This is a genomic window from Neptunomonas japonica DSM 18939 (assembly GCF_000422765.1).
Lineage (GTDB): Bacteria > Pseudomonadota > Gammaproteobacteria > Pseudomonadales > Balneatricaceae > Neptunomonas > Neptunomonas japonica.
The window spans coordinates 1-15,636 of the sequence record NZ_AUGR01000036.1; the positions used below are offsets into that span (position 1 = coordinate 1).

The following is a 15,636-nucleotide window of genomic DNA, read 5'->3' on the forward strand; positions in this document are numbered from 1 at the left end:
GTTAAGATGGTTGTTACTCTGATTGCACCAATCGCAATGGACGAAGGTCTGCGTTTTGCGATTCGTGAAGGCGGACGTACAGTAGGTGCAGGTGTAGTATCTAAAATTATCGCTTAATAACGATAAAAGGTATTGCCAAACAGCGGGGCTGCACATATAATGTGCGTCCCTGTTTTTAAAGGTCAGTGGCTCAATTGGCAGAGCAGCGGTCTCCAAAACCGCAGGTTGTGGGTTCGAGTCCCTCCTGACCTGCCATTCTCAGTCGAGAGTGGCATCAAAGCGCAAGCTTTATTCGAAGCCGAGGCTAACAAGCGTGAATTCAAAAGTTGCATCTGAAGGATCTAAGTTCGACACCTTGAAATGGTTGGTTGTTGTGCTGCTTGTTGCGGCAGGTGTTGTTGGTAACTCAATGTATGCAGAGCAGTCCTTGTTGTATCGAGTCATTGCCTTGTTGGTGTTGGGCTTGGTTGCAGGATTTGTTGCGCTGCAAACAGAGAAAGGTCGTGCGTTTTTCACTCTATTTAAAGAAGCGAAGAACGAAGTGCGTAAGGTTGTTTGGCCTACGCGCCAAGAAACGCTGCAGACGACAGCGATGGTTGTGGTTGTGGTGTTGCTGATTGGTTTGATGTTGTGGGGGCTTGACACATTATTGGGTTGGATAGTCTCTAGTATAATAGGTTAGGAGAAAGGGCATGGCTAAAAATTGGTATGTTGTTCATGCTCACTCTAACTATGAGAAGCGTGTAAAAACATTGTTAGAAGAGCGTATTTCTCTTGGTGGTTTGGAGGATATGTTTGGTGACATCCTGGTTCCAACAGAAGAAGTTGTTGAAATTAAGGATGGAAAAAAACGCAAGTCTGAGCGTAAGTTTTACCCTGGTTATGTGTTAGTGCAGATGGAGATGACTGATGAGACTTGGCATCTCGTTAAGCATACTGCGCGCGTTTTAGGTTTTATTGGCGGTACTGCAGATAAGCCTGCTCCTATTACTCAGCGTGAAGCTGATGAGATTTTGTCTCGAGTACAGAGCGGTGTTGATAAGCCTAAGCCTAAGACTGTGTTTGAGCCAGGTGAGATGGTACGTGTTTCGGATGGTCCGTTTGCTGACTTTAATGGCGTTGTCGAAGAGATCGATTATGAGAAGAATCGCATGAAGGTTGCGGTGCTTATATTTGGTCGTTCTACGCCGGTTGAATTGGCGTTCGGGCAGGTCGAAAAAGTCTGATATAAAAAATCTAAAAACTCTGCCTTTTATAAGGTGGAGTTTTTCTGTCTTTGTAAAACCGGGGAGCCGTAAGGCGATATACCCAAAGGAGATTGTTGAAAATGGCCAAGAAAATACAGGCTTACATTAAGTTGCAGATTAAAGCAGCTCAAGCTAACCCAAGTCCTCCAGTAGGTCCGGCTTTGGGTCAGCACGGCGTAAATATCATGGAGTTCTGTAAAGCATTCAATGCTGAGACTCAGAGCTTGGAGCCAGGCTTGCCGACTCCAGTTGTGATTACTGTTTACAGTGACCGTAGCTTTACTTTTATTACTAAAACTCCGCCGGCTTCAGTTCTGTTGTTGAAAGCAGCAGGCTTGAAAAGTGGTTCTGGTCGTCCGAATACTGTGAAAGTTGGTTTGGTGACGCAGGCTCAGTTGGAAGAGATCGCAACAATCAAAATGCCAGATCTGAATGCTTCTGATTTAGAAACGGCTGTTAATACTATCGCTGGTAGTGCTCGCAGCATGGGTCTTGTAGTGGAGGGTCAGGAATAATGGCTAAGCTAACTAAGCGTCAGAAAGCTATCCGTGAAGTAGTAACTTCAGGAAAAGCATATTCAATCACTGAAGCAGTAGAGTTACTGGCTAAAGTGTCTACAGTTGGTTTTAAAGAGTCAATTGATGTTTCTGTTAACTTGGGTGTTGATCCTCGTAAATCAGATCAGGTTGTACGTGGTTCTACTGTATTGCCAAATGGTACAGGTAAAGAAGTTCGTGTTGCTGTTTTTGCACAGGGTGAAAACGCTGTTAAGGCGCAAGAAGCTGGTGCAGATGTTGTTGGTTTTGATGATCTAGCAGCTTCTATGAAAGCTGGTGACCTTGACTATGGTGTTGTTATCGCAACTCCAGACGCTATGCGTGTTGTTGGTCAGTTGGGTCAAATCTTGGGTCCACGTGGTTTGATGCCTAACCCTAAAGTTGGCACCGTGACTCCAGATGTAGTAACTGCTGTTAAAAATGCAAAAGCTGGTCAGGTTCGCTTCCGTACAGATAAAAACGGAATTATCCACGCAGGCGTGGGTAAAATTGAATTTGAAGCAGATGCAATTAAAGGCAATGTAGCGGCTTTGGTTGCTGATCTTAAGAAACTTAAGCCGGCAGCGTCAAAAGGTATCTACATTAAGAAAATCGTTCTGTCCTCTACTATGGGGCCAGGCATCTTGGTTGATCAGGCTTCTTTAGCTTCTTAATCAACCAATAGGTTTTTTGAGGGTCTTCGCGACCTGTTAGACAGAGACGAAGACCGTCAAAGACCGCAGGTGATGCGTCTTTGACGTATCTTAATGGGTGGCCAGCCTGCGCAGACGGTGAATACCACCGTGCTCGCAACTCTACTTAGGTAGATTGATGGTAAACAGTCGTAAGACTATTAATCCAGGAGTTAATTGTGGCATTAGGACTAGAAGACAAAAAAGCGATCGTCGCTGAAGTCCAGGAAGCTGCTCAAAACGCACTATCTGCAGTAGTGGCTGATTCTCGCGGTGTTACCGTTGGGGATATGACAGCTCTGCGTAAAGAAGCGCGTGAAAATGGCGTGTGGTTGCGTGTAGTACGTAACACATTGGCACGTCGTGCATTAACTGGTACAGCGTATGAGTGTTTGTCTGAATCTTTCACAGGCCCAACGATTATCGCTTTTTCTACAGATCACCCGGGTGCGGGTGCGCGTATTCTTAAAGAATTCGCTAAGAAGAACGATAAGCTTGAGCTTAAATCAGCAGCATTTGAAGGCGAAGTAGTAGATGTAGCGCTATTGGCAAGCTTGCCAACCTACAACGAAGCGCTTGCAAAACTGATGAGCTGTATGAAAGAAGCAGCAGCAGGCAAGTTGGTACGTGTTATCGACGCTGTTCGCGATCAGAAAGAGCAAGAAGCAGCGTAATTTTTTTGCTGTTTCATAACGATTTAAACGAGCTTAGGCTCCATATTTTAGGAAAAAGTCATGTCTCTGACTAAAGAAGATATCATTAACGCTATCGCTGAAATGTCTGTAATGGATGTTGTTGAACTAGTTTCAGCAATGGAAGAAAAATTCGGCGTATCTGCAGCTGCTGCTGTAGTTGCTGGTCCTGCTGGCGACGCTGCAGCTGCTGTTGAGCAGACTGAATTCGACGTTATCCTGACTGCTGCTGGTGATAAGAAAGTTAACGTAATCAAAGCTGTTCGTGCTGCTACAGGTCTTGGCTTGAAAGAAGCTAAAGGTCTTGTTGATGGCGCTCCTTCTGCTATTAAAGAAGGCGTTAGCAAAGATGAAGCTGAAGAGCTTAAGAAAGTGTTGGAAGAAGCTGGCGCTTCTGCAGAGCTTAAGTAATCTGGCTTATGCTTTACAAGCAGCCTGAGACTGCTTGAAACACCTATGGCTGGTGGCAAATTGCCACCGGCCTTTTTCCGTTATTTGTAGACAGCAAATAAATAGCGGCTCCGCGGGCCAGAAATTCTCGTTCTGGGCTGCTTCTCAACTTGGTGCACATGCTGGGGAACACTGATGGCTTATTCGTATACTGAAAAGAAACGCATCCGGAAAGATTTCAGCAAATTGCTGCAAGTCATGGATGTACCTTACCTGCTGGCGATCCAGCTAGACTCTTATCGCAAATTCCTACAGGAAGGTGCGGATGCCGGAGATCGTAAAGAGGAAGGTCTACACGCGGCATTTAAATCTGTATTTCCTATTGTCTCTTATTCCGGAAATGCTGCATTGGAATATGTAGGCTATCGCCTAGGTGAGCCTGTTTTTGACGTCAAAGAATGTCAACAGCGTGGCATTACATACGCAGCTCCGCTGCGCGTTAAAGTGCGGTTGGTTATTTATGATCGTGAATCATCAAATAAAGCAGTAAAAGATATCCGCGAACAAGAAGTCTACATGGGCGAAATGCCTTTGATGACGGACAATGGAACATTTGTAGTAAATGGAACTGAGCGTGTTATCGTTTCTCAGCTTCATCGCTCACCTGGTGTGTTCTTTGATCATGATAAAGGTAAAACACACTCGTCTGGTAAGCTGCTATATTCTGCGCGTATTATTCCTTACCGTGGATCTTGGTTAGATTTTGAATTTGACCCTAAAGATGCGCTGTTTGTTCGTATTGACCGTCGCCGTAAATTGCCTGCAACTGTGCTGTTGCGTGCTCTGGGTTATGATACACATGAAATTCTTGATATTTTCTTTGAGAACACATCATGGGTTCTTTCTGCAGATAAAGTACAGATGGGTCTTATTCCTGACCGTTTGCGTGGTGAAACCATGTCATTCGAGATCAAGAATAATGAAGGCGATGTGATTGTTGAGGCTGGTCGTCGTATTACTCCGCGCCATATCAAGAAAATGGCTGATATGCCTCAGCTAGAAGTGCCTCTTGAATATCTGATTGGTAAATCGATTGCTAGAGATGTTGTTGACCCTGCAACGGGTGAGCTGGTTTGTCCATGTAATACATTAGTAACGGATGAATTGGTAGCGACGCTTGTTGCAGCTAATGTGACTGAGATCGAGACGCTTTATACAAACGAGCTTGATTGTGGTCCGTTTATCTCAGATACCTTGCGTAACGATCCTACTCGTAGCCAGTTGGAAGCATTGGTAGAAATTTACCGTATGATGCGTCCTGGTGAGCCACCAACAAAAGAATCTGCTGAAACATTGTTTGGTAACTTGTTCTTCGCTGAAGAACGTTATGACATGTCAGCTGTTGGTCGTATGAAGTTTAATCGTCGTCTAGGGCGTGATGCAGAAACTGGGTCAGGCGTACTAGATAAAGAAGACATCTTAGATGTAATGAAAACCCTGATTGATATACGCAATGGTAAAGGCATTGTCGATGATATCGATCACTTGGGTAACCGTCGCATCCGTTCTGTTGGTGAGATGGCAGAAAACCAATTCCGTGTTGGTTTGGTGCGTGTTGAGCGTGCAGTTCGTGATCGTCTAAGCATGGCTGAAGCTGATAACCTGATGCCTCAGGATTTGATCAATGCTAAGCCTGTTGCGGCTGCTGTAAAAGAATTCTTTGGTTCTTCGCAGTTGTCGCAGTTTATGGATCAGAACAACCCGCTATCAGAGGTAACGCATAAGCGTCGTATTTCTGCATTAGGCCCGGGTGGTTTGACTCGTGAACGTGCTGGTTTTGAGGTTCGAGATGTACATCCGACTCACTATGGTCGTGTATGTCCTATCGAAACACCTGAGGGGCCAAACATCGGTCTTATCAACTCATTGGCAACATTTGCTCGTACTAACGACTATGGTTTCCTTGAAACGCCATACCGCAAAGTAGTTGATGGTGTTGTTGCTGACGATATCGAATACTTATCAGCAATTGAAGAAAACAACTTTGTTATCGCTCAGGCTTCTGCATCTATGGATGAAGAGAAGCGTTTGCTTGATGAGATGGTAACGGTTAGGCATCTGAATGAAACAACAGTAATGGCACCTGCAAAGGTCGATTACATGGATGTGTCTCCGCGTCAGGTGGTTTCTATTGCTGCATCGCTTATCCCGTTCCTTGAGCATGATGATGCTAACCGAGCGTTGATGGGTTCTAACATGCAGCGTCAGGCTGTTCCTACATTGCGTGCTGATAAGCCGCTCGTAGGTACAGGTATGGAGCGTTATGTTGCTCGTGATTCTGGTGTATGTGTTACCGCTGAGCGTGGCGGTATTATTGAATCAGTAGATGCAGCACGTATTGTTGTTCGTGTAGGCGACGCAGAAGTAACGGCCGGTGATGCTGGTGTAGATATTTATAGCCTTACTAAATACACCCGTTCTAACCAAAATACTTGTATCAACCAGCGTTCAATTGTTCGCCCAGGTGAAACAGTTAAGCGTGGCGATATCATGGCTGACGGTCCTTCTGTCGACATGGGTGAGTTGGCGCTTGGTCAGAATATGCGTATCGCATTTATGCCTTGGAATGGTTACAACTTTGAGGATTCTATTCTTATCTCAGAGCGTGTAGTGGAAGAAGATCGTTTTACCACTATTCATATTTCAGAGCTAACCTGTGTTGCGCGTGACACTAAGTTGGGATCTGAAGAAATCACTTCAGATATTCCAAACGTAGGTGAGTCTGCGCTAGCGAAGCTGGATGAATCAGGTATTGTTCACATCGGTGCTGAAGTAGGCCCTGGAGACATTCTTGTAGGTAAAGTGACGCCAAAAGGTGAAACTCAGCTTACGCCTGAAGAAAAGCTACTACGTGCAATCTTTGGCGAGAAAGCTTCTGACGTTAAAGATACTTCTTTGCGAGTGAAAGGCGGTACTACCGGTAAAGTTATCGATGTGCAGGTCTTTACACGTGATGGTGTTGCTAAAGATGAGCGTGCTCTAGCGATTGAAAAAGCAGAGATGGATGCTATTCGTAAAGATCTTAACGACGAATACCGTATCGTTGAGCAGGCTACCTTTGAACGTTTGGCTAAAGTGCTGGTTGGCAAGCAAGCCGATGGTGGTGCTGGCCTAGTTAAAGGTGCTGAAATTACAGAAGCATTTTTAGCTGATCTGAAGAAAGAAGAGTGGTTTAAAATCCGTCTTTCTGATGAAGCCGTTTCTGAGCAGCTAGAACAGGCGAAAGCTCAGCTTGAAGAGCGCCGCGAAGAGCTTGACAAGAAATTTGAAAGTAAAAAGAACAAACTTCAGGCTGGTGATGATTTAGCGCCGGGCGTATTGAAGATTGTTAAAGTGTATGTGGCTACTAAGCGTCGCGTACAGCCAGGCGATAAGATGGCTGGTCGTCACGGTAACAAAGGTGTTATCTCGGTTATCATGCCGGTAGAAGATATGCCTTATGATGCTAACGGTGAGCCAGTTGATATCGTTCTGAATCCGCTAGGTGTACCTTCGCGAATGAACGTTGGTCAGGTTCTTGAGACGCACATGGGTGCGGCTGCTAAAGGCTTGGGTCGACGCATCAATGAGATGTTAGAAGTTGAGCGCGAAAAAGCTGAAGCGGTTAAAGAAATTCGTGAGTTCTTGCATCGCATTTATAACAGCGAGCTGGATGGCTGGAACAACGCCCGTCATGAAGATCTTGACAGCTTCTCAGATGAAGAAATTATCGATCTAGCCCGTAACTTGCGTGGTGGTGTGCCGTTGGCAACACCTGCATTTGATGGTGCGAAAGAAGCAGAAGTTAAAGAGCTTCTTCGTATGGCTGGCATGAACGATACAGGTCAGGTTACGTTATTTGATGGTCGTTCAGGTGATGAGTTTGAGCGTCAAGTGACTGTTGGTTACATGTACATGCTAAAACTTAACCATTTGGTTGATGACAAGATGCATGCACGTTCAACTGGTTCTTACAGCCTTGTTACTCAGCAGCCGCTGGGTGGTAAAGCGCAGTTCGGTGGTCAGCGCTTCGGTGAGATGGAAGTGTGGGCGCTGGAGGCGTACGGCGCAGCATATACTCTTCAAGAGATGCTGACTGTTAAGTCGGATGACGTGAATGGACGTACGAAGATGTATAAAAACATCGTCGACGGAAACCACAAAATGGAGCCAGGAATGCCTGAATCGTTCAATGTATTGATTAAAGAGATTCGCTCTCTTGGTATCGATATTGAGCTAGAGAACGACTAGGTATTGCCGAATCACCCGGGTAGGTGCGCTGTGCCTGCCCAATAACTCCGCGAGGAGCCGTAGACAATGAAAGATCTGCTGAATCTACTGAAGTCACAAAGCCAGGCTGATGAATTTGACTCGATCAAAATCTCGCTTGCATCACCGGAAATGATCCGCTCGTGGTCATTCGGTGAAGTTAAAAAACCTGAAACGATTAACTATCGTACTTTCAAGCCTGAGCGTGATGGCTTGTTCTGTGCGAAGATCTTTGGTCCAGTAAAGGATTATGAGTGCTTGTGCGGTAAGTATAAGCGCATGAAGCATCGCGGTGTTATTTGTGAGAAGTGTGGTGTTGAAGTCACGCTAACCAAAGTACGTCGTGACCGCATGGGGCATATTGAATTAGCTAGCCCTGTTGCACATATTTGGTTCCTAAAATCATTGCCGTCACGTATCGGATTAATGCTTGATATTACGCTGCGTGATATCGAACGAATTCTGTATTTTGAATCATTTGTTGTTGTTGAGCCTGGCATGACTACGCTTGAGCGTGGCCAGCTGATGAACGACGAGCAGTACTTTGAAGCGCTTGAAGAGTTCGGTGACGAATTCGATGCTCGTATGGGTGCTGAAGCGGTTCAGATGTTGATGGCTTCAATAGATTTGGAAGAAGAGATTCAAATGTTGCGTGAAGAAATTCCGCAGACAAACTCTGAAACTAAAATCAAGAAGCTTTCTAAGCGTCTTAAACTGTGCGAATCATTTTACAAATCTGGTAACAAACCAGAGTGGATGGTGCTGTCAATCTTGCCAGTATTGCCGCCAGATCTTCGTCCATTGGTACCTTTGGATGGTGGTCGTTTTGCTACTTCAGATCTGAATGATCTGTATCGCCGTGTTATTAACCGTAATAACCGTTTGAAACGTCTATTAGATCTGAACGCGCCTGATATTATTGTGCGTAACGAAAAACGTATGCTGCAAGAATCAGTAGATGCGCTATTGGATAACGGTCGCCGTGGTCGCGCTATTACAGGTTCTAACAAACGTCCATTAAAATCTTTGGCTGATATGATCAAAGGTAAGCAGGGTCGTTTCCGTCAGAACCTATTGGGTAAACGTGTAGATTACTCGGGTCGTTCGGTTATCGTGGTAGGTCCGTACCTGCGTCTGCATCAGTGTGGTCTTCCTAAGAAGATGGCACTTGAGCTATTCAAGCCGTTCATCTTTTCTAAGCTTGAATTGCGTGGCTATGCGACAACAATAAAAGCCGCTAAGAAGATGGTTGAGCGTGAAGAGCCATTAGTATGGGATATCTTGGATGAAGTAATCCGCGAACATCCTATTCTTCTTAACCGTGCACCAACACTTCACCGCTTGGGTATTCAGGCGTTTGAACCAGTGTTGATCGAAGGTAAAGCGATTCAGTTGCACCCATTGGTGTGTGCGGCGTACAACGCCGACTTTGATGGTGACCAGATGGCGGTACACGTACCGTTGACTATTGAAGCGCAGCTTGAAGCGCGTGCTTTGATGATGTCTACCAACAACATATTGTCGCCAGCAAACGGCGAGCCAATCATCGTGCCTTCACAGGATGTTGTATTGGGTCTGTATTGGATGACGCGTTCACGTATCAACGCTAAAGGTGAAGGCATGGCCTTTGCTGATATCGAAGAGATCGAACGTGCTTACGGTGCTAAACAGTTAGACTTGCAGGCGCGTATTAAAGTACGTATCAGTGAAGTAATTCGTGATATCGAAGGTAATGTTACTGAAATCACGGAAATGAAAGAGACAACAGCGGGTCGTGCCATGTTGTTCTCTATCGTTCCTGATGGCCTACCGTTTGAGCTTGTTAACCAAGCGATGAAGAAAAAAGCGATTTCACGCTTGTTGAATGAAGCGTATCGTCGTTGCGGTCTTAAAGATACGGTAATTTTTGCTGATCAGCTGATGTATATGGGCTTCCGTCAAGCTACCGTTTCAGGCTCATCTATTGGTGTTAACGATTTCGTTATTCCTGATGAGAAACCAACAATCGTTGGTGAAGCCGATGCTGAAGTAAAAGAAATCGAGCGTCAGTTTGCTGATGGTTTGGTAACGCAAGGCGAGAAATACAACAAGGTTATTGATATCTGGTCGCGTGCTAACGATTTGTTGGCCAAGCGTATGATGGAAAACCTAAAAATTGAAAAAGTTATTGATCGTGAAGGCGATGAAGTCGATCAGGAGTCTTTCAACTCAGTTTATATGATGGCTGACTCCGGTGCTCGTGGGAGTGCTGCACAGATTCGACAGCTAGCAGGTATGCGTGGTTTGATGGCTAAGCCAGATGGCTCGATCATTGAGACGCCGATCGTTGCTAACTTCCGTGAAGGTTTGAACGTACTTCAGTACTTTATCTCTACTCACGGTGCTCGTAAAGGTTTGGCTGATACGGCTCTGAAAACGGCTAACTCCGGTTACCTAACACGTCGTTTAGTTGATGTGGCACAGGACCTGGTTATTACTGAGACAGATTGCGGCACTGAGAATGGTCTTGTTATCCAGCCAATGATTGAAGGTGGCGATGTTGTTGTAGCGTTAGGGCATCGTATACTCGGTCGTGTGGTGGCACGTGATGTTCTTGATCCAGCGGGTGTGGATGTGCTTATTCCTGCAGGGACCTTGATTGATGAAGCATGGGTTCATCATTTAGAAAATGATGAGGCATTCTCGTCTATCGATGAGATTATCGTTCGTTCGGCAATTACATGTGATACGCGCTTTGGTATTTGTGCGGCATGTTACGGTCGTGACTTGGGTCGTGGTCATGGTGTTAATGCGGGTGAGGCTGTCGGTGTTATCGCTGCACAGTCTATCGGTGAGCCGGGTACTCAGCTTACTATGCGTACGTTCCATATCGGTGGGGCTGCTTCTAGGGCTGCTGCAGTTGATAGTGTTGAGGTTAAAAAAGGCGGTGAGATTCGCCTGCATAACCTTAAGCATGTTGAAACGCCAGCAGGGCACTTAGTTGCCGTGTCACGTTCTGGTGAGCTGGGCGTAACAGATGAGCATGGTCGTGAGCGCGAGCGTTATAAGCTTCCTTACGGTGCTGTTATTAAGGTTCAAGATGGCGCTGAGGTTAATCCTGGCGATATCGTTGCAAACTGGGATCCGCATACGCATCCAATTATTACCGAAGTTGCTGGTACAGTAATTTACGTAGGTATGGAAGACGGTATCACGGTTAAGCAAACTACTGATGATCTGACAGGTCTTTCGACTACTGAAGTGTTGGATGGTAAAGATCGTCCAGCAGCCGGTAAAGACATCCGTCCAATGATTAAATTGGTAGATGAAAAAGGCGTTGATATTTGTCACCCTGGTACTGACCAGCCGGTGCAGTACTTATTGCCTGCTAAAGCCATCATTAACTTGGCTGATGGCGCTAAAGTGGCTGTAGGTGAGGCGCTAGCACGTATTCCGCAGGAAGGCTCTGTAAACAAAGATATTACCGGTGGTTTGCCACGTGTAGCTGATTTGTTTGAAGCGCGTAAGCCGAAAGAATCGTCAATACTGGCTGAAATATCGGGTATCATCTCGTTCGGTAAGGAAACCAAAGGCAAGAAACGCTTGGTTATCACGCCAAATGATGCTGAACCGTTTGAGTTAATGATTCAGAAATGGCGTAACCTCAACGTATTTGAAGGTGAATATGTTGAAAAAGGTGAGGTTATTTCTGATGGTCCAACTAACCCGCATGATATCTTGCGTATCTTGGGTGTTGAGGCATTAGCTGAGTTTGTTGTTAATGAAATCCAAGATGTTTACCGTCTTCAGGGTGTAGGTATTAACGATAAGCACATCGAAGTTATCTGTCGTCAGATGTTGCGTAAAGTTGAAATCCTCACCTCTGGTGACTCTACCTTTATCCCTGGTGAGCAGGTTGAGTATGCTGCAGTCGTATCTGAAAATGCAGAACTTGAAGCGGCAGATAAGATTCCTGCTAAGTTTGAGCGTGTTCTGTTAGGTGTGACTAAAGCGTCTCTTGCAACAGAGTCCTTTATCTCAGCTGCATCCTTCCAGGAAACAACTCGCGTACTGACCGAAGGGGCAGTGAAGGGCAAGCAAGACTTCTTACGCGGTTTGAAAGAAAACGTTGTGGTTGGTCGTCTAATTCCTGCGGGAACAGGTCTGGCTTATCACAGTGAACGCAAACGCAAAAAAGCGATTGCGGAAGGAACTGAGACAGTCAGTGCAGAAGAAGTGCAAGAAGCACTAGCCGCTGCATTGAATGCCTCTTTGTCAAATTCTGATTAATTTTTAATCAGAGATTGACTTTAAGGGTCGGAATTGATTAAAATTCCGGCCCCCTAGTGACCGGATTAATAATAATCCGGTTTTTTGGTGCTTTTAATTAAACGTGAAAACGTGGAGTTTGCTTTAATGGCAACAATTAACCAATTGGTTCGCAAACCACGTAAGCGCAAAGTACAAAAAAGTGACGTACCGGCTCTGCAGGCTTGCCCTCAGCGTCGTGGCGTATGTACACGTGTTTACACTACAACTCCGAAGAAGCCAAACTCGGCCCTTCGTAAAGTTTGCCGTGTTCGTTTAACAAACGGCTTCGAAGTGACTTCCTACATTGGTGGTGAAGGTCATAACCTGCAAGAACATAGTGTTGTATTGATCCGTGGCGGTCGTGTAAAAGATTTGCCAGGTGTTCGTTATCATACTGTTCGTGGCGCATTGGATTGTTCAGGCGTTAACGATCGTAAGCAGGCTCGTTCGAAGTACGGTACTAAACGTCCTAAGTCTTAATCACCGTTTAACGGTGGATGTTGATGCTAGTAGCGTATCTGGTAACAGACCCAATACTAAATCGACAAGACCCGGACCCGGTAAGAGTAAGGTTAGGTAGATACTTATCTATCTGAATTTCCTGAAGACCTTTTAAATATGAGGGCTTATCATGCCTAGAAGACGCGTCGCTGCAAAGCGCGAAATACTGCCGGATCCTAAATTCGGTAACATTACATTGGCAAAATTTATTAACCATGTAATGGTCAGCGGTAAAAAATCTGTTGCAGAGCGTATTGTTTACGGTGCACTAGATAAAATCCAAGAACGTTCTAATAACGATCCTCTGGATATGTTTGTAAAAGCGTTAGACGCTATCCAGCCAGCGGTTGAAGTTAAATCCCGCCGTGTTGGTGGTGCTACTTACCAAGTACCGTGTGAAGTACGTCCTTCGCGTCGTATGGCTTTGTCTATGCGTTGGTTGGTAGATGCTTCACGTAAGCGTGGTGAAAAATCCATGGCTTTGCGCTTGGCTGGTGAAGTACTAGACGCTGCTGATGGTCGTGGTGCTGCTGTTAAGAAGCGTGAAGATGTGCATCGCATGGCTGAAGCTAACAAAGCTTTTGCTCACTATCGCTTCTAAAACTCCAGAGGAATGAGTCGTGGCTCGTAAAACTCCTATTGTGCGTTACCGTAATATTGGTATTGTTGCACACGTAGATGCCGGTAAAACGACTACAACCGAGCGCGTACTCTTCTATACAGGTCTATCTCATAAAATTGGTGAGGTGCATGATGGCGCCGCGACAATGGATTGGATGGAGCAGGAGCAGGAGCGTGGTATTACTATCACGTCTGCTGCGACTACCTGTTTCTGGCAGGGTATGAGCAAGCAGTTTGAAAACCACCGCATCAATATTATTGATACGCCGGGGCACGTTGACTTCACAATCGAAGTAGAGCGTTCACTGCGTGTCTTGGATGGTGCGGTTGTTGTGTTGTGCGCCTCTTCAGGTGTGCAACCGCAGACTGAAACTGTCTGGCGTCAAGCTAATAAATACCATGTTCCTCGTATGGTCTTCGTTAATAAAATGGACCGTGCGGGTGCAGATTTCTTTATGGTTATTGATCAGCTGAAAGCTCGTTTAGGGGCTAAGGCTGTTCCAATTAACTTCCCTATCGGCGCTGAAGATGAATTCAAAGGCGTTGTTGATCTGATTCTCATGAAAGCAATTATGTGGAATGAGGCAGATCAGGGTATGACTTATGAGCTGGAAGATATTCCGGCTGATCTTCAGGCAAAAGCTGATGAACTTCGTGAAGAGATGGTTGAGGCAGCAGCAGAGTCTTCTGATGAGTTGATGGAAAAGTACCTTGAAGAAGGTGACTTGAACAATGACGAAATCAAAGTGGGTCTGCGCGCGCGTACGCTAGATAATGACGTCGTTCTAATGCAGTGCGGTTCGGCCTTTAAGAATAAAGGCGTTCAGGCGATGCTGGATGCTGTTATTGAGTACATGCCTTCACCAATCGAAGTTAAAGCGATTGAAGGTACTCTGGACGACAAAGATGAAACTGTCGCGGCTCGTCCGGCTGAAGATACTGCTCCATTTGCAGCGCTTGCATTTAAAATTGCAACCGATCCATTTGTTGGTACTTTAACGTTTGTTCGTGTTTATTCGGGTGTTTTGGCTTCAGGCGACAGCGTCTTTAACTCTGTAAAGAGCAAAAAGGAACGTGTTGGTCGTATGGTGCAGATGCATGCAAACAATCGCGATGAGATTAAAGAAGTGCGTGCAGGTGATATCGCTGCATTGATTGGTATGAAAGACGTTACCACGGGTGACACACTATGTGATCCTACGAATAAAATCGTATTGGAGCGCATGGAGTTCCCTGAGCCTGTTATCTCTGTTGCTGTTGAGCCTAAAACTAAGGCTGATCAAGAGAAAATGGGTGTGGCTCTGGGTAAGTTGGCACAGGAAGACCCATCTTTCCGTGTTGAAACTGATGAAGAGTCTGGTCAGACAATCATCTCGGGAATGGGTGAGCTTCATCTTGATATCCTGGTTGATCGTATGCGTCGTGAGTTCAACGTTGAAGCAAACATTGGTAAGCCTCAGGTTGCCTATCGCGAGAAGATTCGTCAGTCAATCGATGCTAACCATAAATTCGCCCGCCAGTCGGGTGGTCGTGGTCAGTATGGTCACGTTATGGTTGAATTCAGCCCGTCTGATGAAGAGGGTTTGGAATTCATCAATGAGGTGGTAGGCGGTGCTATTCCTAAGGAATACATCGGTGCTGTCGAGAAGGGTATTACAGAACAGATGCGGAACGGTGTTATTGCTGGTTATCCGCTGATTGGTCTGAAAGCTCGTCTGTATGATGGCTCATATCACGATGTTGACTCCAATGAGATGGCATTTAAAATTGCCGCATCTCAAGCATTAAAAAAATACGCTTTACAAGCAGATCCATGTCTGTTGGAACCAATGATGAAAGTCGAAGTGGTTACTCCAGAGGATTACATGGGCGACGTTATGGGTGATCTTAACCGTCGTCGTGGTCTTGTTCAGGGTATGGAAGACACTCCATCTGGCAAAGTGATTAATGCACAGGTTCCGTTGGGTGAAATGTTCGGATATGCAACTGATTTGCGTTCCGCAACTCAAGGGCGTGCAACTTACTCTATGGAGTTTGAGTGTTACGCTGAAGCTCCTAAGAATGTCGCCGAAGCGGTGACGAGGGCTTATTAGCCTTCGCCATAATTTAAGAGGTATTTTATCGTGGCAAAACAAGCATTTGAACGAAATCTGCCGCATGTCAACGTAGGCACAATTGGCCACGTTGACCATGGCAAAACAACCCTAACTGCAGCACTAACGCGCGTATGTGCGGAAGTGTTCGGCGGTGAAGCAGTGGCATTTGACGGTATCGATAATGCTCCAGAAGAACGTGAGCGTGGTATCACAATCTCTACATCGCACGTAGAGTACGAATCAACGATTCGTCACTATGCGCA

General features: G+C 45.7%; 13 protein-coding genes and 1 tRNA gene. All 14 read left to right on the forward strand.

Translation table 11 applies throughout. The features are described from left to right. Positions 1-117: EF-Tu C-terminal domain-related protein (locus G511_RS24250; protein ID WP_483814912.1), on the forward strand; the 117-nt coding region annotated here is incomplete at its 5' end. 62 nt (positions 118-179) lie between these two features. After that, positions 180-255, forward strand: a tRNA-Trp gene (locus G511_RS0117415). Between the two features lie 58 nt (positions 256-313). After that, positions 314-682, forward strand: a complete 369-nt coding sequence (secE, locus tag G511_RS0117420; RefSeq protein WP_028470779.1) for a preprotein translocase subunit SecE — start codon at positions 314-316, stop codon at positions 680-682. Positions 683-692: 10 nt separating this feature from the next. Further along, entirely contained in the window at positions 693-1,226 is a 534-nt protein-coding gene (gene nusG, locus G511_RS0117425; RefSeq protein WP_028470780.1) for a transcription termination/antitermination protein NusG, read from the forward strand. 101 nt (positions 1,227-1,327) lie between these two features. Continuing rightward, positions 1,328-1,762 (forward strand): 50S ribosomal protein L11, encoded by a 435-nt coding sequence (gene rplK / locus G511_RS0117430; RefSeq protein ID WP_028470781.1) that lies wholly within the window; start codon positions 1,328-1,330, stop codon positions 1,760-1,762. Further along, on the forward strand, positions 1,762-2,457 hold the full coding sequence (gene rplA / locus G511_RS0117435) for a 50S ribosomal protein L1 (RefSeq protein WP_028470782.1): 696 nt from the start codon (positions 1,762-1,764) through the stop codon (positions 2,455-2,457). Before rplK ends, rplA begins: the two co-directional genes overlap by 1 nt. A gap of 197 nt (positions 2,458-2,654) precedes the next feature. Further along, positions 2,655-3,149, forward strand: a complete 495-nt coding sequence (gene rplJ, locus G511_RS0117440; RefSeq protein ID WP_028470783.1) for a 50S ribosomal protein L10 — start codon at positions 2,655-2,657, stop codon at positions 3,147-3,149. A gap of 60 nt (positions 3,150-3,209) precedes the next feature. Then, positions 3,210-3,578 carry a 50S ribosomal protein L7/L12 gene (gene rplL, locus G511_RS0117445; RefSeq protein WP_028470784.1) on the forward strand — a complete coding sequence of 123 codons (369 nt, stop codon included), beginning with the start codon at positions 3,210-3,212 and terminating at the stop codon, positions 3,576-3,578. 174 nt (positions 3,579-3,752) lie between these two features. Then, positions 3,753-7,847: a DNA-directed RNA polymerase subunit beta gene (gene rpoB / locus G511_RS0117450; protein WP_028470785.1), complete on the forward strand. Its 4,095-nt coding sequence runs from the start codon at positions 3,753-3,755 to the stop codon at positions 7,845-7,847. Between the two features lie 66 nt (positions 7,848-7,913). Then, on the forward strand, positions 7,914-12,134 hold the full coding sequence (gene rpoC, locus G511_RS0117455; RefSeq protein WP_028470786.1) for a DNA-directed RNA polymerase subunit beta': 4,221 nt from the start codon (positions 7,914-7,916) through the stop codon (positions 12,132-12,134). 126 nt (positions 12,135-12,260) lie between these two features. Continuing rightward, on the forward strand, positions 12,261-12,635 hold the full coding sequence (rpsL, locus tag G511_RS0117460; protein WP_028470787.1) for a 30S ribosomal protein S12: 375 nt from the start codon (positions 12,261-12,263) through the stop codon (positions 12,633-12,635). A gap of 151 nt (positions 12,636-12,786) precedes the next feature. Next, entirely contained in the window at positions 12,787-13,257 is a 471-nt protein-coding gene (gene rpsG / locus G511_RS0117465) for a 30S ribosomal protein S7 (protein WP_028470788.1), read from the forward strand. A gap of 19 nt (positions 13,258-13,276) precedes the next feature. Then, complete coding sequence (gene fusA, locus G511_RS0117470) at positions 13,277-15,370, forward strand: elongation factor G (RefSeq protein ID WP_028470789.1); 2,094 nt, start codon at positions 13,277-13,279, stop codon at positions 15,368-15,370. Between the two features lie 30 nt (positions 15,371-15,400). Beyond that, positions 15,401-15,636: GTP-binding protein (locus G511_RS24010; RefSeq protein WP_245574124.1), on the forward strand; the 236-nt coding region annotated here is incomplete at its 3' end.

What these genes read in the sequence shown, in the direction of transcription:
- rpsG (WP_028470788.1), top strand. Translation starts at nt 12,787, where the DNA reads ATGCCTAGAAGACGCGTCGCTGCAAAGCGCGAAATACTGCCGGATCCT.
- nusG (WP_028470780.1), top strand. Translation starts at nt 693, where the DNA reads ATGGCTAAAAATTGGTATGTTGTTCATGCTCACTCTAACTATGAGAAG.
- rpoB (WP_028470785.1), top strand. Translation starts at nt 3,753, where the DNA reads ATGGCTTATTCGTATACTGAAAAGAAACGCATCCGGAAAGATTTCAGC.
- rplK (WP_028470781.1), top strand. Translation starts at nt 1,328, where the DNA reads ATGGCCAAGAAAATACAGGCTTACATTAAGTTGCAGATTAAAGCAGCT.
- rplA (WP_028470782.1), top strand. Translation starts at nt 1,762, where the DNA reads ATGGCTAAGCTAACTAAGCGTCAGAAAGCTATCCGTGAAGTAGTAACT.
- rplL (WP_028470784.1), top strand. Translation starts at nt 3,210, where the DNA reads ATGTCTCTGACTAAAGAAGATATCATTAACGCTATCGCTGAAATGTCT.
- rpsL (WP_028470787.1), top strand. Translation starts at nt 12,261, where the DNA reads ATGGCAACAATTAACCAATTGGTTCGCAAACCACGTAAGCGCAAAGTA.
- rpoC (WP_028470786.1), top strand. Translation starts at nt 7,914, where the DNA reads ATGAAAGATCTGCTGAATCTACTGAAGTCACAAAGCCAGGCTGATGAA.